At 47.4% G+C, this 17,587-nt stretch carries 17 protein-coding genes and 1 riboswitch; of the genes, 12 read left to right on the top strand and 5 right to left on the bottom strand.

From position 1 onward, the window contains the following. The first annotated feature begins 1 nt into the window (after window position 1). Both IEW48_RS07055 and IEW48_RS07050 read left to right on the top strand, forming a co-directional pair. Window positions 2-781, top strand: coding sequence for an IclR family transcriptional regulator (locus tag IEW48_RS07055; protein WP_188623166.1), 780 nt, complete (start codon window positions 2-4; stop codon window positions 779-781). Window positions 782-863: 82 nt separating this feature from the next. Continuing rightward, window positions 864-1,775 carry a dihydrodipicolinate synthase family protein gene (locus tag IEW48_RS07050; protein ID WP_188623165.1) on the top strand — a complete coding sequence of 304 codons (912 nt, stop codon included), beginning with the start codon at window positions 864-866 and terminating at the stop codon, window positions 1,773-1,775. A gap of 324 nt (window positions 1,776-2,099) precedes the next feature. On the opposite strand, the gene IEW48_RS07045 is transcribed toward IEW48_RS07050, so the two are convergent. From IEW48_RS07045 to IEW48_RS07030, 4 genes are all read right to left on the bottom strand, one after another. Further along, window positions 2,100-3,053, bottom strand: coding sequence for a 5-oxoprolinase subunit C family protein (locus IEW48_RS07045; RefSeq protein ID WP_188623191.1), 954 nt, complete (start codon window positions 3,051-3,053; stop codon window positions 2,100-2,102). Between the two features lie 24 nt (window positions 3,054-3,077). Further along, window positions 3,078-3,848, bottom strand: a complete 771-nt coding sequence (locus IEW48_RS07040; RefSeq protein WP_188623164.1) for a LamB/YcsF family protein — start codon at window positions 3,846-3,848, stop codon at window positions 3,078-3,080. Beyond that, on the bottom strand, window positions 3,845-4,573 hold the full coding sequence (gene pxpB, locus IEW48_RS07035; protein WP_188623163.1) for a 5-oxoprolinase subunit PxpB: 729 nt from the start codon (window positions 4,571-4,573) through the stop codon (window positions 3,845-3,847). The genes IEW48_RS07040 and pxpB overlap by 4 nt, the downstream gene beginning before the upstream one ends. A 157-nt stretch (window positions 4,574-4,730) precedes the next feature. Next, entirely contained in the window at window positions 4,731-5,870 is a 1,140-nt protein-coding gene (locus IEW48_RS07030; protein ID WP_229703976.1) for an NRAMP family divalent metal transporter, read from the bottom strand. Window positions 5,871-6,215: 345 nt separating this feature from the next. Here IEW48_RS07030 and trpB point away from each other — a divergent pair, with 345 nt between their 5' ends. Beyond that, window positions 6,216-7,388 (top strand): tryptophan synthase subunit beta, encoded by a 1,173-nt coding sequence (gene trpB, locus IEW48_RS07025; protein ID WP_188623162.1) that lies wholly within the window; start codon window positions 6,216-6,218, stop codon window positions 7,386-7,388. Between the two features lie 123 nt (window positions 7,389-7,511). On the opposite strand, the gene IEW48_RS07020 is transcribed toward trpB, so the two are convergent. Next, window positions 7,512-7,940 (bottom strand): FAD-dependent oxidoreductase, encoded by a 429-nt coding sequence (locus tag IEW48_RS07020; protein WP_229703970.1) that lies wholly within the window; start codon window positions 7,938-7,940, stop codon window positions 7,512-7,514. 178 nt (window positions 7,941-8,118) lie between these two features. Between IEW48_RS07020 and IEW48_RS07015 the strand changes: the two genes are divergently transcribed. The 9 genes from IEW48_RS07015 to sufC all read left to right on the top strand — a co-directional run bounded on the left by IEW48_RS07015 (window position 8,119) and on the right by sufC (window position 17,584). Then, complete coding sequence (locus IEW48_RS07015; protein ID WP_007504887.1) at window positions 8,119-8,541, top strand: hypothetical protein; 423 nt, start codon at window positions 8,119-8,121, stop codon at window positions 8,539-8,541. Window positions 8,542-8,833: 292 nt separating this feature from the next. After that, a complete protein-coding gene (gene sigI / locus IEW48_RS07010; protein ID WP_188623161.1) occupies window positions 8,834-9,664 on the top strand; it encodes an RNA polymerase sigma-I factor in 831 nt (276 codons plus the stop codon). Between the two features lie 2 nt (window positions 9,665-9,666). After that, window positions 9,667-11,076, top strand: a complete 1,410-nt coding sequence (locus IEW48_RS07005; RefSeq protein ID WP_188623160.1) for an anti-sigma factor domain-containing protein — start codon at window positions 9,667-9,669, stop codon at window positions 11,074-11,076. Window positions 11,077-11,205: 129 nt separating this feature from the next. Continuing rightward, a riboswitch (SAM riboswitch) is annotated at window positions 11,206-11,317 on the top strand. Window positions 11,318-11,416: 99 nt separating this feature from the next. Continuing rightward, window positions 11,417-12,433 carry a methionine ABC transporter ATP-binding protein gene (locus IEW48_RS07000; protein WP_188623159.1) on the top strand — a complete coding sequence of 339 codons (1,017 nt, stop codon included), beginning with the start codon at window positions 11,417-11,419 and terminating at the stop codon, window positions 12,431-12,433. Next, window positions 12,430-13,107, top strand: coding sequence for a methionine ABC transporter permease (locus tag IEW48_RS06995; RefSeq protein ID WP_276529774.1), 678 nt, complete (start codon window positions 12,430-12,432; stop codon window positions 13,105-13,107). Before IEW48_RS07000 ends, IEW48_RS06995 begins: the two co-directional genes overlap by 4 nt. A gap of 52 nt (window positions 13,108-13,159) precedes the next feature. Further along, entirely contained in the window at window positions 13,160-14,038 is an 879-nt protein-coding gene (locus tag IEW48_RS06990; protein WP_007504893.1) for a MetQ/NlpA family ABC transporter substrate-binding protein, read from the top strand. 177 nt (window positions 14,039-14,215) lie between these two features. Continuing rightward, on the top strand, window positions 14,216-15,145 hold the full coding sequence (locus IEW48_RS06985; protein WP_308747464.1) for a peptidase U32 family protein: 930 nt from the start codon (window positions 14,216-14,218) through the stop codon (window positions 15,143-15,145). Between the two features lie 48 nt (window positions 15,146-15,193). Beyond that, window positions 15,194-16,444, top strand: a complete 1,251-nt coding sequence (locus IEW48_RS06980; protein ID WP_188623157.1) for a peptidase U32 family protein — start codon at window positions 15,194-15,196, stop codon at window positions 16,442-16,444. A 354-nt stretch (window positions 16,445-16,798) separates the two neighbouring features. Then, window positions 16,799-17,584, top strand: a complete 786-nt coding sequence (sufC, locus tag IEW48_RS06975) for a Fe-S cluster assembly ATPase SufC (protein WP_007504898.1) — start codon at window positions 16,799-16,801, stop codon at window positions 17,582-17,584. Window positions 17,585-17,587 lie beyond the last annotated feature (3 nt).

Below are 17,587 nucleotides of genomic sequence, written 5' to 3'. Positions count from 1 at the left end.
GATGCGTAAAGATATCGTCCAATCTGTTGATCGTGCCCTCACCCTTTTAGAATACTTAGCTGATGAACCGGAAGGGTTGGGTGTGACTGAACTGAGCAACCGTATGGACCTGCCTAAAAGCACGATTCACCGCTTTCTGAAAACATTATTGGAACGGCAATATATCCGTCAAAATCCTAAGACCGGCCAGTATCAGCTTGGTTTGCGCCTATTGTACCTGTCTGGTTCACTGATGGATCAGCTGGATGTGCGCAAGGTGGCTTTACCCTATTTGGAGGCTTTATGCAAGGCGACTAACGAAGTGATCCATCTTTGTGTACGTGATGGTGATGAGGCAGTGTATGTGGAAAAGGTGGAAGGCGACAATACAATCCGCATGTATTCCAAAGTAGGCAACCGGGTGTTGATGCATTGCACCGCCGTTGGCAAAGTGCTGCTCTCGGAGCTGCTTGAGGATGAAATAGCAGCCATTATGGCCCGCACCGGCATGCCCGCTAAAACGAAGCAGACCATCACCGATTTAAAAACGTTGCTGACTGAGCTGGCCAAGGTCCGCAGCCAAGGATTTGCTATTGATAACGTCGAACATGAGGAGGGCATCCGCTGCATTGGTGCCCCGATCCGCAATTATGAAGGTGAAATTGTAGCCGCTTTCAGTATATCAGGTCCCACTTTTCGCATGACTGAAGAGCGTGTTAAAACGGAGCTGAGCAGCATAATCAAACATTATGCCCTGCTTATTTCCAATGCATTAGGATATGTTGCTGCTGAAGTAACTTGATGAGTTAAGAGTTTAATTTAAGTAAGGGTTATAAGTTAAAGTTAGGTGACATAAAAAATTAGCGATATAAGGAGATGACACAATGGCCAAAACACATCCGTTTCAAGGTATCATTCCCCCGGTACCTACCATTGTGGATGAACAGGGTGATCTGGATAAGGATGGAATGAAAAAATTGTTGGATCACTTGATTGAAGCCGGTGTGCACGGGTTGCTGATCTTGGGCACCGGTGGTGAATTCAGCCAGATGGGGTTAGGGCAGCGGAAACAGGTCGCCGAGTTTGCCGTAGAATATGTGGCTAAGCGTGTGCCGGTTATGATTGGCACCGGCAGCCCCAGTACGGCCGAAACGGTTGAGTTAAGTAAACATGCTCAACAGGCAGGTGCCGACGGGGTACTGGTGCTTAATCCCTACTATTGGCCCCTGGCAGAAGATCATCTCTATGCCCACTATGCCCGTGTGGCGGAGGCAGTTACTTGTCCTATTCTGATCTACAATTTTCCCCTGCTTACCGGACAGGATTTAACTCCGGCGTTCATTAAAAGGCTGGCCATGGATTATGAGCATATTGTCGGACTGAAGGATACAGTAGACACAGCTGGACATATTCGGGAGATAATTGTTCAAATTAAACATAACAGGCCAGAATTTGCCGTTTTTGCAGGGTTTGATGACCACCTGTTCAACACACTGGCTTTGGGGGGAGACGGTGCGATCCCGGCCAGTGCTAACTTCGCTCCGGAAATCACGGTGGGTTTATACGAAGCCTTTCAACAGGGGGATTACAGCAGGGCGATTCAATTGCATCGACGCCTGGCCCCGCTTCTGGCTATGTACAAACTAGATGTTCCCTTTGTCAATGTGATTAAAGAAGCGATTCGCTTGAGAGGGATAGAGATTTCTACTGCTGTTCTGCCCCCAGCCCGTCCTTTGACTGAACAAAAGCGGGAAAAGCTTAAACAACTCTTGCAAAAAGCGCAGTTGTTGTCTTAAGCAGTTGTTATCTTAAAAAGGGCCGTGGTGAATTAATATAAAGAAAATGTTATAATATAAATACACACACCTCCTCTGCAGGTGAGTACACATATCCCTGTGCGGCTTATATACTCACAACGGGAGGTGAATGCAATGCCAGGGGTTGTTCAGCAGGCAACATCGAAAAGGGAAAGACGGAAATGGCGGGAAATGTTGCGCAAGGAATTGGAACGGTTAGGAGTCAAAATGAGAAAAAGAAAAGGTATGCTGGGCAGGCAATTGCCGGGGCCCAGCCATACAGGGAGCGACGGTGCAAGCTCCCTGTTTTGTTTTGTCATTTCCCTACTTAGTCACCCCACAGGCCACGCTGAGGCAGCGCAAGAAGCGTTCCCGCTCACGGTATAGCCGGTGGGCTTCCTCGACACTGACGGCTTGAAAGCGGACTTTGTCGCCCGGCCGCATCTGGGCGATAAAGGGAATATCTACCGAGATAACATTGGCAATACGGGTATAACCGCCTGTGGTTTGGCGGTCGGCCATCAAAATAATAGGCTCGCCGCTGGAAGGGACTTGAATGGTGCCTAAAGCAACCGCATCAGAGATGATGTCTGCTCCTGACTTGTGACGGAGCTTTGGTCCGGCCAGGCGGTAGCCCATCCGGTCGGCTTGGTTGGTAATCTGATAGGATTTAGTAAGAAAGGTTTCAATGCTTTCTTCCGTAAATGCGCTTTGTTCAGGCCCCAGGATCACTCTGATCCGTTGGTTATTGTGATAGACTGGGATATCGCTCTTCACAAGCCCCCGGCCGGCCAGTTTTTCCTTGGCTTGTGGGGCCTCTCCGCCATTAATCACATCCCCTTTAGCCAATGGCCGTCCTTTCAATCCTCCCACTTTCCCTTTGGTGTATGTGGATTTACTGCCCATGACAAGGGGGACATCAATTCCGCCGCTGGCTGCCAGATAAGCTCGTGCCCCTTGTTTTGGAGCAGCGAAAGAGAGCGTTTGCCCCGCCTTGGCCAAAAAGGATTTCCACAGCGGAACTTGGTGGCCGTCGAGGGAAGGTGACAAATCTGCTCCGCAAATGGCCAGCACGACATCGTTTAAGAGACGGAGCTCTGGTCCTACAAGTGTGATTTCCAAGGCGGCTTCATTGCGGCGGTTGCCTACAAGCAGGTTGGCTACCTGTATGGCGAAGGGATCCATTGCGCCGGAGGCCACCATCCCGTATTGCTGAAATCCTGCCCGTCCCAAATCTTGCACGGTCGTGTATAAGCCTGGTTTGATCACTTCAAACAGGGGACGATTTTTCTGTGAACCATTTTAAGACGTTCCCACCCGTTTAATGTGTATACCTTGTTTGGTCAGTGAATCTCGCAACTTTTGTACAAAAAGGAGTGCCTGGGGACTGTCTCCGTGCACACACACGGTGTCTGCCTTGATGGGGATGTCCGTGCCGTCTACAGCTTGTACTTTCCCTTCCAGCACCATGCGTGCTACCCTTTGGGCCGCTTCCTCCGGATCGTGAATCATGGCCTGGGGTTGAGTGCGGGGGGTTAAGGTGCCATCGGGCTGATAGGTGCGGTCGGCAAACACCTCTTCAGCCACTTTAAGACCCGTTTGGCGGCCTGCTTTGACCAATTCGCTGCCTGCTAAGCCAAACAAGATGAGTTGGGGATCAAAGTGATACACGGCCTCAGCAATGGCCAGAGCTATTTCAGGATCACGGCTGGCCATATTATATAAGGCTCCGTGGGGTTTCACATGATTCAGTTCAGTCTTGTGAGCCCGGGCAAAAGCAGCCAGTGCCCCGATTTGATACAACACAAAGTGATACACATCCTCTGGATCCACCTGCATCAGGCGCCGGCCAAAACCGATCAGATCAGGCAGTCCAGGATGGGCCCCGATGCCCACGCCTCTCTCGGCGGCCATTTTTACTGTGCGGGACATCACATTGTGGTCACCCCCGTGATAACCGCAAGCAATATTGGCCGAGGTGACATAGTTTAATACCTGCTCGTCCTGGCCAATGGTATATGCGCCAAAACTTTCACCCAGATCACTGTTTAAATCCACTTCATAGGCCATCATGTTTCCCTCCCGTATGTCGTTATTCGGGGTTGGTAACATCCTTGCTCAATCGCTTTTTCAATTCGTGTGTACTCATCATATGAGATGGGCACAAACTTCACATAATTTCCTGCTTTAAGCAGGATGGATGGTTCCCGCGAAGGATCGTAAAGTTTAACGGGCGTGCGGCCGATGATTTGCCATCCCCCGGGGGTTTCCATAGGATAAATCCCTGTTTGTTCACCGGCAATTCCCACTGAACCGGCCGGGACTAGAGAACGGGGCACATCCAGACGCGGTGTGGCGATCCGTTTGGACATGCCGCCCAAGTAGGGAAATCCGGGAGTAAAGCCCAGCATATAAATGAGATACAGAGGTTCACTGTGAATCTTGATCACTTCATCTGGAGCGAGACCATTGTGCCGGGCGACATTTTCCAAATCCGGCCCCAGCTTCCCTCCGTAACAGGTTGGAATATGTATCACATCAGCTGCCGGAGTGTCAGCCTGATGAAGCTTGCCTTTGATGTGGCCAAGATAAGCGGTCAATTCTTCATATCCGATCACATAGGGGTCATAAAAGAGGGTGATGGACGTGTAAGTGGGTATCCATTCAATAATACCAGGGTGTTTATCTTGTTCAAGCAGTAATGAAAAACTGCGGATGAGCTGATTAATCCCGGGAGAGATGGTGTTTCCCAGCTGAACCCTGATCCCCGTATCCCCAAGTGGTGTGATCTTAAACATGAGTGTCTCCTCCAATACAGAGGCAAAATTTCGAGACTGGAAACATCGAAACAAGGGAAAACTGAAAGTTTGTGTAAGGTAACTATAATAAATTTGGGATGAGAGGGCTTCACCTCACCCTCTCATGATGAATGTAAATTCATTTTACCATAATGTTTCAAAATAATTGGGGAATCGTTGTGATTAATGTTCGGATTCCAAGATAAGCGGTCAGCACCACGACAATCCCGCCAAAAACCGTCATCCATACTGGATGTTTATAATCACCGATGATGTTAGAATTGTGAGCCGCCAATAAAATAGATCCCAATGAAAGTGGCAGAATCAGGCCATTTAGTGCACCTGCCAAGATCAGCAGAGTGACTGGACGACCCACCGAGACGAAAACCAAAGTGGAAAAAAGGATAAACCCAATAATCCAGTACTTATAATACTGATCAATTTTTTTGTGGAATGAACGTAAAAATGAGACGGATGTATAGGCAGCTCCGATAACAGACGTGATGCCTGCAGCCCACAGCACCAGTCCAAAAATACGGTAACCAATTTCACCGGCAGCGTGCTGGAAAACAGAAGCGGCCGGATTCTCCGGATCAAGGGAAAAACCTGCTGTTACCACGCCGAGTACAGCTAAAAACAAAATGATCCGCATCAGTGAAGCAATTAGAATGCCTGAAACAGAAGAATTGGTCACTTGTTTAAGATGTTCTTTTCCAGAAATGCCGGCATCTAACAGGCGGTGGGCACCTGCAAAGGTGATGTAACCCCCAACAGTTCCGCCAACAATGGTAATGATGGCCAGGAAATCAATTTCCAGGGGCACAAACATGCGTAATGCAGCTTCGCCAACGGGAGGCTTGCTCACAACCATGACATAAGCCGTTAAAAGAATCATTACCCCTCCCAACCAGCGGACCACCCGGTCCATCGTCATTCCCGCTTCTTTGGATAAGAATATAAAAATAGCGATTGCAGCGGTAATGACAGCTCCTATGCGGGTGTCAACACCCAGCAGCGTGTTTATGCCCAGACCGGCTCCGCCTATATTCCCAATGTTAAATGCCAAGCCTCCCAAGACAATGAAAAAAGCCACTATATAGCCAAGTCCGGGAAGCACAGCATTGGCGATGTCCTGCCCTCTTTTCTTAGATACAGCAATAATTCGCCAAATGTTCATCTGTGCACCAATATCCAAAATGATGGAGGCTAAAATGACAAAGGCGAAACTGGCCAAAAGGGTTTCGGTAAAAACAGCTGTTTGTGTCAAGAAGCCTGGTCCTATAGCGGAAGTAGCCATCAGGAAAGCTGCTCCTAACAAAACTTTCAGCCGTTTGGCAGGATTTTGATCTAACGCTTTTTGCTGTTCAATATTCCGTTGCAATAAGTTCTCCTCCTTTTGCCTTTTTCAAAACTTAAAAACAGAAATGGATAGTCAGGCATAGCCTTCTCTCCCTCCGCTTAGGGAGACCAGGTTCTTTCTATTGTATATCATGACCCCGGTTCAACGGCAAGTGAACCTTAAGTTGAAAAACATACGTCGAAGGTTGAGAATAGGAAGCAGTTTTCAATTGTTTTCCTGTCTTAATCATGATAAAATGGGTTTAAATTTCTAAATTTTGAGCAGAGTTGAGGAGGAGATAAGATGAGCACAGTTCAGCAAGAGCAGAAAGGTTATTTTGGGGAATTTGGCGGGAGTTTTGTGCCGCCTGAGTTACAAAACGTTTTGGATATCCTGGCCGAACAGTTTGAAGCCTATAAGGATGATCCAGACTTTAATCAGGAATTCCGTTATTATTTGAAAGAGTTTGTAGGGAGGCCCAGTCCCTTAACCTTTGCCCAGCGCCTGACCGAAAGATTGGGTGGGGCCAAGATCTATCTTAAGCGGGAAGATTTGAATCATACCGGTTCACATAAAATCAACAATGTGATCGGCCAGATTCTGCTGGCTAAGCGGATGGGTGCCAAACGGGTCATTGCCGAAACAGGCGCAGGACAGCACGGAGTAGCCACAGCAACAGCTTGTGCCATGTTTGGTATGGATTGCACCATCTACATGGGTGCGGAGGATACACGAAGACAAGCGCTGAATGTGTTTCGCATGGAGCTTTTGGGGGCCAAGGTGGTGGCGGTTAAGAAGGGGCAAGGCCGCTTAAAAGATGCGGTGGATGAAGCGCTTAATGATCTGGTTCAAAACTATAAAAATACCTTTTACTTATTGGGTTCGGCTGTGGGCCCGCATCCTTTTCCCACTATGGTTAAACATTTTCAAGCGGTTATCAGCGAAGAGTCCAAGCAACAGATCATTGAAAAAGAAGGGCGTTTACCTGATGCCGTCATTGCTTGTGTGGGCGGAGGCAGCAATGCCATTGGCGCCTTTGCCCATTATCTCGATGAGCCTGATGTCCGCCTCATTGGTGTTGAACCTGATCAAGCTGCCACCTTGACAGAGGGTGTTCCGGCGGTCATCCACGGCTTTAAATGTCTTGTTTTGTTAGACGAAGCAGGCAACCCGAGACCTACGTACTCCATTGCAGCCGGATTGGATTACCCGGGCATCGGCCCTGAACACAGCCATTTAAAAGTGTCTGGACGGGCGGAATATGTCACGGTGACCAATGAGGAAGTGTTGGAAGCTTTTCAGCTGTTGTCCCAGACAGAAGGCATTATTCCTGCTTTGGAAAGTGCCCATGCGGTAGCCTATGCTTGCAAGCTGGCCCCTGCTTTGAGCCCAGACCAGGTGATCGTGGTTAACTTATCCGGCCGTGGGGATAAAGATGTGCAGCAGGTGTTTGACATGCTCAAACGAAACGGCTGATGGTGCCTTAACTGGCTGGGCGCAACCTTGTACCTAACGAGAGTCGAGTGGAAAACCTATAATAACCAAAAAACCCCTCCTTTAACTTCAGGAGGGGTAATAAGGTTATTCGGGTGACCCTCATCACGTGAAAACCGATTTGGCTTTGATCGTGCCTTCCGGAATCTCCAACTTTTTAATCTCTTGGCTAAAGTCCACGGAGAGCACTTGGCTCTGTACAAATGTAGCCCCAAAATCTTTGGCTTGACGCTGCATTCTTTCCAGCAAAGCCAGGCCGGTTAATTCCTCACGCACACCCGGATAATTGGCAATTTTATGGGTGATGGCCAATGTGCCGGAGGCAGGGGCCTTGTCAATGACAAGCGTTTTCAAATTCCCCCGGGCAGCGTAAACGGCAGCTGATGCCCCCGCCGGACCGCCGCCGATGGTGACAAAGTCCCACACTTCTTCAAGAATGTGTTCATCGACAGGCTGGAAAATGGGCTCTTCTTTTTGTTGAGTGGACGCATGGGCTGTGTGTTTCCCTTCATCCACACCTAAAATGTGTTTCATTTTGTTGGGACGGTAGCCAACAATGGCTTCGCCGTTGATAAACGTGACGGGGGTGGAAAAGATGCCATGCTCATGGAGTTCCTCAAAGATTGAAACGGAAGGCCGATTGATAGAATTTTGTGGCTGGTACTTGTCTGGATCCTGTGATAACCTAGAGTTAAGAGGGGAGGGGTTAGAGATGAGTTTTTGCTGTGGAGCCAGTATGACAGGGGCCATTGGAACAGTAAAATATAAGCGAACGCTTATTCACAATGTTCCAATTTTGTATTGTCCCATCTGCCAGTCATTTGAAGTGCACGAAAAAGTTCGGGATGAGTATGAAATTTTAGCTGAATATGCCCACGCAGATCACGCCCCAGAAGTTTATTTCACTGACTATGTTGATGTGGACAATCTGGAATCTCTGTTTGATCAGTGTGTTGAGATAAATGGAAGTACCGAAGAGGTGCTGCGGGCACAAATTGATCACGCCCTTGATCTTTTAGCGGTGGCCAAGAAATTGCGGGATCAAAAGTGGCAGGAAGACTTGTTGTATCGTTTAAAAGTTTTAAGCGGCCGTTTACGCCGGGAACAGAGCAAGTCTAAAAACTCTAATTTATAAAGCTTGTTAAAGTTTCTGCTCTATACGAGGTATCGTATCATGAAGTTGCTGGGTTGCCAGCAGCTTTTTTATTTGGCGGCGACCAGGCAGTGACGGCTAACTCCTTGCTGTTGTGAGACAATGGGTAAATTTTACGATTCTATAAAGGGTCTGGAAAACTATGTTGGAAAGAAGATTTTTATGTTAGGATGGGTAGTGATGGGTTAAGCCCAGTCATAAGAAAGAAACCTCTTTAACCCCTCTAAGCAGCAGCCGATCACCGAATGCTATATAAATGAGAGGTGAAAAACCCTTGTTAGCTATGATTGTGGGGAAATGGTTAAACAAGCAATCATCTGTTTCCATAGAAACGTCATCTATTGAACACAAAACAGAAACGTCATCTATTGAGCACGACACGTCATCGATTGAGGAACTGGTTAAGCAAGCGAAAGTAAACATTGAGATGCGCAATGAATTGATCAGTCAATATACACCGTTCATGATTAAGGTTACGTCAAAGGTGTGTAAGCAATATATTGACCGTTCCCGCGATGAGTTCAGCATTGCCATGGAAGCATTTAATGAAGCGATCGAAACTTATGACGCGGATCAAGGGAGTCATTTTTTATCTTTTGCAGAAATGGTAATCCGCCGGCGGGTGATAGATTACATCCGTAAAGAAACGAGACAGACGCGGGACATATTTCTTGAACAAGAATCCAAAGATGATGAGGAACAGCTAGAGAGTTTGGCTCAAATTAACGCCTCAATCTCCCAATATCATGAAGAATTGGAAAGAGAGAGGAGAAGGGAGGAAATCCAGGAATACCAACTGTTACTGAAAAAATTTGATATTACCTTTTCTGAACTGGTTGAGTGTTGTCCTAAACATATTGATGCCAGAGAAAATGCCAAGCAAATTGCCAAAACACTGGCAAGCAAACCCGAGCTGGCCGACTATTTAATGGAGAAAAAACAATTGCCATTAAAACAATTGCTTAAATTTGTGCAGTGCAGTCGAAAAACCGTCGAACGCAACCGAAAATATATTATAGCAATGGCTCTAATCTATATCGGCCAGTTTGAATCTTTACGGGTTTATATTGAACCTGAACAAATCCAGCATAGAAAGGAGGGATAAGGGTGTCCAAAGGGATTGTTCTTGAAGTGAAAGAAAATGAAGCGATTGTGCTGGCCAAGGACGGCTCTTTCCACGCTGTGCGCAAGTGTAAGGATGATCAGCTTCAAATTGGAGATGAAATTGATTTGCCGGTTTATCAACAGGTTGGTGTGCAAAAGAAGAGGTTTTTCCACATTCCAACCATCGCTTTGGTGGCCTCATGTTTTCTTCTAGTTGCTATGTTAATGGCCTATATGGTCCTGGGACCAGACCATACGGCTGTTGCTTATGTGCATCTTGATCTGAATCCCAGCGTGGAAATGAGTGTCAATAAGTCCATGGAAGTGCTGTCCTTGAAAGGGCTTAACGCAGATGGCCAGCGGCTGGTTGAGTATATGGATGACTGGTCACATCGTTCTCTCCAAAATGTCATTGCCAATATGTTGATCACAGCTCAGGATCAAGGCTATTTACAAGATGTGACCGATGTGCTGGTCACCACCTCAGCTGTAGGAGACCGGGACATTCGGGATTATGATCCGTATATTGTCATGGCCTTGCAAGAAGCAGAGGCCCAATTGATTCAATCTGAAAACTTTTTTTTAGGTTTTAGAGCAATGAGCAGTGGAGAACAGGATGAGCCAGTAGAAATTTCAGCCAATCATAAAAGCAGTACTCAATCATCACAACCTGATCACTACATTATTTTCCATCAGGTTAACACGGATCAAACGATTCTCCATGAAGCAAAGCAGGCTGGCGTATCCCCTGGTAAATATCTCATCTATCTGCATGCCTTGGAACAGGGACTAAATCTTGACTTGGAGGAAATAAAGGAACGTTCTGTTTCTGAGTTGGCAAGGGAATTAGGAGGACTTGATCCGGTATTATCCCGTCCATTATCCCCGTTTGACCCAAACGAAGCAATAAACAGACATACGGATCAACCATCTTCTCATGATAACGGTCCCAACAAGCGTCAAAATCATTCCGTTCAATCCGAAACCTTGCCTACTAATACTAACAATGCTGAGCAACATGCCGTTGAGCAACACGCCCCTGACAGCCAAGAAGAGACGGAAGAGGAGGATACGCTGTCCTTCCAGGGGCAGGGGCCGGTTGTTTCTGCTCATGTTTCCAATAAAAAGAATAAACAGCCTGCCCATGTGCAAGAAAATAATGACTCCCGGCCAGTTAAATCTCCTGTAAAACTGCATAGGTCAGAAAAGCCAGATGACAGGTTAATAGAGAGAAAGCCACTGAATCAAAATAATGACAGATACACCACAGACAGGAACAATATTAATACCGAAAGCCAAGACAATAAGCTGGAGAGGCCGGGACAACCAAAGGAAAAACTGAAACCGCAAGAGCCTCCTGTTAAGGAATCCCGTTCCGGCACAGGAGGTTCTTTTATTTTTACTCAGCTCTGAAAATATTATGAAAATATAATCTTTTGCTGTTGCTATTTACAAGTGTGGTGGACGGTGATATAGTACTTTATCAGAAGTTGTTGCTGAGATTCCAACCCCTGGTCAAAACAGAAAAGGAGCAAAACATCGCTCTTATCCAGAGAGGTGGAGGGACTGGCCCGATGAAACCCGGCAACCGCCAGACAGAGTCTGGAAAGGTGCCAATTCCTGCGAAGATGTAAAAGTCTTCGAGAGATGAGAGGATGAAGTGACCAGCGACATCCTTTCTGCATCTCAGAAAGGATTTTTTTGTTTATTTGATTCCTCTGCCCTTTTACCAGGGTGGAAAGCAGGTGAAACAATGATTGACATACAAAATGTGGTTAAGCGGTTTAAGTCAAATAAACAAGAAATTACAGCGGTAGATCACGTTTCGCTGTCCATTAAAAAAGGCGAGATTTTTGGTGTGATTGGCTATAGCGGGGCAGGTAAGAGCACCTTGATCCGCATGATTAATTTATTAGAAACCCCGACGGAGGGTAAAGTCATTCTGGATGGCACAGATTTAAGTGCCTTGTCGACTAAAGCCTTGCGCCAGAAACGGCAAAAAATAGGCATGATTTTTCAACACTTTAACCTGCTCTGGTCCCGCACTGTAAAAGAGAATATCATGTTTCCTTTGGAAATTGCAGGCGTGCCTAAAGCCAAAAGGGAACAGAGGGCCCAGGAGCTGATCAGGCTGGTTGAATTGGACGGCAAAGAAGATCAATACCCGTCTCAGCTGAGCGGCGGACAAAAGCAGCGCGTGGGCATTGCCCGTGCGTTGGCTAATGACCCGCACGTTTTACTGTGTGATGAAGCCACATCCGCTTTGGATCCCAAGACAACGGACTCCATTCTGGATCTCTTAAAAGAGATCAATCGCCGCTTAGGTCTGACCATCGTGCTGATCACCCATGAAATGCATGTGATCCGCAAAATTTGTGACCGGGTGGCGGTGATGGAAGGGGGCCGGGTCGTTGAAGTAGGGGATGTGACAGACATCTTCCACCAGCCCCAGCAGGAGATCACTAAGCGGTTTGTCCAGCAGGTGACAAAATCGGATGAGATTTTGTCTGGTGCAGCAGACTGGCAAGTGGATCAGGGCTGGGTTGTGGAGTGCCGGTTTATGGGCGAGGTGGCTGGCAAACCGGTGATCAGCCAATTGATCCGCCAGTTTGACATCGAAGTTAATATTTTACAGGGTAAAATCAGCCGCTTAAAAGAATCCTCCTATGGTACCCTGCTTATTCAGGTCACCGGAGAAGAGGCTGAAATTAAACGGGCTATCGGCCACCTTAAGTCTCTTGGGGTGGGAGTGGAGGTGCTAGCATCATGATGGAAATCTGGGAGGCGCTCTTCCCCAACGTTTATCTGGAAGAGTTGTGGGCGGCCACCTACGAAACACTGTATATGACGGTTGTCTCCCTGTTTTTTACCGCTCTCTTGGGTATTCCTCTGGGGGTTTTGTTGTATATGACAGCCCGGGGCAATCCTTGGGAAAACCGATTGTTTTATAGTGTGACAGGGACTATTGTCAACATTTTTCGCTCTATTCCTTTTATCATCCTGATTATTTTACTGATCCCCTATGTGCGCTTGATATTCGGGGTAGGTTACGGCATGAGCGCTGCCATTCCGGCGCTCATAGTAGGCGCAGCACCGTTTTATGCGCGTTTAGTAGAAATTGCTTTCCGGGAAATCCCCAAAGGGGTGGTGGAAGCGGCACAGGCAATGGGAGCCAGCAACAGGCAGATCATTTTTAAAGTGCTGCTTCCGGAAGCCAAACCGGCCCTGGTGTCCGGTTTGACTGTCACCGGTATTGCCTTGATCGGCTATACGGCAATGGCCGGGGTGGTCGGTGCCGGCGGCTTAGGTTATTATGCTTACCGCATGGGCTTTCAGATGAATTATCAGGATGTTACCTTGATCGCGACGGTTGCCATCATTATCATTGTGCAGTTGTTTCAAATGGTGGGCGACCTTATCGTTAAAGCCATTGACAAACGATAAGGTTGATCATACATCACCATACATTAAAACGGTTCAAAAGGGGTGTAAAAAGATGAGAAAACTAGTTTTACTCTCTTTAGTATTTGTTCTGGCCTTGGGTTTGGCTGCCTGCGGTCAGGCAGGGGAACAAAATGATGAGGCTGCACCTGAGGAGACACAGGAAGAGACCACTCAGGAAGAGGGACAGGAAGAGGGTACAGTTGAAGGGGGTAAACTGGTTGTTGGCGCAACCCAGGTGCCTCATGCTGAAATCCTGAATGAAGTGGTCAAGCCGCTGTTGGCTGAAGAAGGCATTGAGTTGCAAGTTGAAGTGTTTAGCGATTATGTGTTACCGAACCAATTTTTGGCTGAAGGAGACTTGGATGCTAACTTCTTCCAGCATATTCCTTATCTGGAGAGCCAAAATGAACAGCATGGCTATGATCTGGTGGTTGTCACTGGCGTGCATATTGAACCAATGGGCGGTTATTCTGCTCACTATGACAGCATTGAAGAATTACCTGAAGGAGCCAAAATTCTCCATCCTGATGCTGTCTCCGAAGTGGGGCGGGTGCTCAAGCTCCTGGAATCCCATGGCTTGATTAAACTGGCAGATGATGTGGGCTTCTATGGCACCGTTCGGGATATTGTGGAGAATCCGCACAATTTTGAATTTGTCGGCATGGAAGCCGCCACAGTGGCCCAAGCCTATGAAGATGCAGATCTGGCCATTATTAATACCAACTACGCCTTGCAAGTGGGGCTGACCCCGGCTCAGGATGCTTTAATCTTGGAAAGCCCGGAAGATAACCCGTATGTCAATGTATTGGCCACAGTTAAAGAAAGGGAAAATGATCCATTGATTCAAAAACTGGCTGAAGCCCTCAACTCCGAAGAAGTGCGTCAATTTATTGAGGAGCGCTATGAGGGCAATGTCTTGCCGGCCTTCTAAGGACATCTAGCCGGGATGAACAGTTGAAAAAAGTGAACGAGACTAAATAAACGGCAGCATGTTCCGCTGCCGTTTTCTTATGGCGCTCTAACCAAAATTAACTAAAGTGATCGTCTTGGGATCCTTACCTTTTTTCTATTTAATATAGTATAATGTGTACATTAGAGGTGAAGCTGTATGATGAACAAACCTGAATTGCTGGTAACGGCCAAAAGTGTCGCTGAAGCGGAAAGGCTGATTGATGCCGGTGCCGATGCGATTTACATTGGCCACCAATACTATGGCTTGCGAGTAGCAGGGGATTTTGAACTGCCTCAAATTGAGGAGGCCGTGCGGCTGGCCCATGACCGGCAAGCAAAGGTGTATGTGGCTGTCAATGCCTTGTTTCATAATGACCGTCTAAAAACATTGCCAGATTATCTTCAGAGTTTGGAACAAGCCGGCGTGGATGCTATTGTGTTTGGGGATCCGGCTGTCTTGATGACCGTGTGGGAGATCGGTTCAAAATTGCCCCTGCACTGGAATACAGAAACCACTTCCACCAATTATGAAACTGTCCGCTACTGGGCCAAAAAAGGGGCGTCCAGAGCTATCGTGGCCCGGGAATTATCGTTGGAAAACGTACTGGAGACTAAAAGGCGGGTCGATATTGAGATACAGGCCCAGATCCACGGCATGACTTGCATCTTCCATTCAGCGCGCAAACTGGTGCAAAACTATTTGAACCATATTGGTGAAGAACATGTTTCCACTTCCCCAGAAGCGAACTTGTATCTAAAGGAGAAGAAAGAAGAAGAAACCCACTATCCCGTGTTTGAAGACATCAATGGTACCCACATCATGAGCAATGAGGATATTTGTATGTTGGAGCATCTGCCCGCCTTTATTGACGGTCAGATTGACAGTCTCAAAATAGAAGGGATGTATAAGACGACGGAATACCTGGAGCAAGTCACCCGCATTTACCGTCAGGCGATTGATCTGTATCTGCAGGATGCCGATGCTTTTCAAGCCGAGGTAGGCGGCTGGCTGGACGAGATCAAACGCATTCAGCCTCCCGAGCGGCGTTTAGGCACAGGCTTTTACTTTAAAGAACAAATCTATTAAAACAGGAAAGGGCACTACGTCTTCCAAAGCAAGAAAGGAGTGGATCGTATGGCGATCAAAACGGAAGTGGACCCACGCGTCAACGGGCAGGCCAAAGCCCCCTTGAAGAAGCCTGAACTATTGGCTCCAGCCGGGAATTTGGAAAAGTTGCAGTTTGCTGTGAGATACGGGGCTGATGCCGTCTATATTGGCGGCCAGCAGTACGGGCTCAGAGCCAAAGCCGGTAATTTCACCTTTGAAGACATGGCCAAAGGTGTGGATTTTGCTTCCCGCTACGGGGCTAAAGTGTATGTGGCAGCCAACATTATTGCCCATAATGAAGATTTGGCTGGCGTTAGAGACTATTTTAAAAAGTTGCAGGAGATCGGCGTGGACGCCTGTATTGTCGCTGATCCGGCTCTGATTGAACTGGGGCGTGACGCAGCTCCAGATTTGGAGATGCATATCAGTACGCAAGCTTCCATTACCAACTGGAAAGCGGTCCAATTCTGGGCCCAGGAAGGGATTCCCCGTGTGGTTCTGGCCCGGGAGGTGTCGCTGGAAGAGATCAAAGAGATCAAACGCAACGTGGATATTGAAATTGAAGCCTTTATTCATGGGGCGATGTGCATCTCCTATTCCGGCCGCTGCGTCTTGTCCAATCATATGACAGCCCGGGACGCCAACCGGGGAGGGTGCGCCCAGTCTTGCCGCTGGCCTTATGAATTGTATGGCGAGAAGCGGATCAGTGTGGATGGCGATCCGTTCACCATGAGTTCCAAAGACTTGAGCATGGTCGAACATGTGCCTCTCCTCATTGATGCCGGGGTGGACAGCTTGAAGATTGAAGGCCGGATGAAAAGTATCCACTATATTGCTACGGTGTGCAATGTGTACCGCCAGATCATCGACGAGTACTGTGAGGATCCGGAGAACTTCCGTCTGAAAGAAGAATGGGTGGATGAGATCTGGAAAGCGGCGCAACGTTCGCTCACGACTGCCTTCTATTTTGGTACTCCGACAGAAAAGGACCAATTGTTCGGTAAGCCGGAGAAGATTCCCAAGTATGACTTTGCCGCCCTGGTGCTGGATTATAATCCGGATACTCAGATTGCCACGCTGCAACAGCGCAACAATTTTGGCGTAGGCGATGAAGTGGAGTTTTTTGGCCCCAACTTTGTGCGCTTTAAACAGAAAGTGACGGCCATGTGGGATGAAGAGGATGAACCATTGGACCGCGCCCCGCACCCGATGATGACGGTGAAAATGAAAGTGGACCAGCCTGTCCGGCCGTATGACATGATGAGAAAGAGAAAATAATGAGCCAGGTAAGTGGGGACTCGATAGGAGTCCCCTCATTAATTTTCTAACGGGATAGATCTTTAGAGGCGCTACTCTGCCACCAGCAGGGTATCGGACAAACGAAACCGTTTACATTTAGAAAAATGGTTTGCGAGCAAGACGCTTTATGTTAAAATAAAACTAATACTAAATGATAATCATTTTAATTTAGTAAGATTCGGTTCACTACTTGTCCCTTTTCTTGATTATAACATATGATATACTGTAAGATGTAATATTGAAGTTGATAATCAATTGAAAACCCAGCTGAAAACCCAGGCATCTGACGGGGATAAGGAAAATTTGATAATTAAACATAGGAGGGTATTCGCTATGTCAGCACCACATTTAAAAATAGAAAACCTGAGAGTGGCTGTGGAAGGAAATGAAATTTTAAAAGGCTTCTCTTTGGAAGTGAAGGGTGGCGAAATTCATGCCATCATGGGGCCTAACGGAACAGGAAAGAGCACCTTGGCGTCTGCCATTATGGGCCATCCCCATTATGAAGTGACTGGGGGTTCTGTGGAACTGGATGGTCAAAATGTGTTGGAGATGGATGTGGATGAAAGAGCCCGTGCCGGCTTGTTCTTGGCCATGCAATATCCAAGTGAAATCAGCGGTGTGACCACAGCTGATTTTCTCCGCTCAGCTATTAATGCCAAGCGTGGCGAAGGAAACGAAATCTCCCTGATGAAGTTTATCCGTCAGCTGGAAGAAAAAATGAAAGTGCTGGACATAGATGAATCTTTTGCTCATCGTTATCTCAACGAAGGTTTTTCAGGCGGGGAGAAAAAACGCAACGAAATTTTGCAAATGATGATGCTTGAGCCTCGCATCTGCATCCTGGATGAAATTGACTCTGGATTGGACATTGACGCTTTGAAAGTGGTGGCCAACGGGGTTAACAGCATGAGAAGCGAGGAGCGCGGTTTCCTGATCATTACCCACTATCAGCGTCTGCTCAACTACATTAAGCCCGATTTTGTCCATGTGATGATGCAAGGCCGCATTGTGAAATCAGGTGGACCTGAACTGGCCCTGGAGCTTGAAGAAAAAGGTTACGACTGGATCAAGGAAGAACTGGGCATCAAAGATGAGACAGTGGGTCAACACGCATAAGGG

It is taken from the genome of Caldalkalibacillus thermarum (assembly GCF_014644735.1).
Taxonomy (GTDB): Bacteria; Bacillota; Bacilli; order Caldalkalibacillales; family Caldalkalibacillaceae; genus Caldalkalibacillus; species Caldalkalibacillus thermarum.
This window is presented reverse-complemented; position numbering and strand designations above follow the sequence as displayed.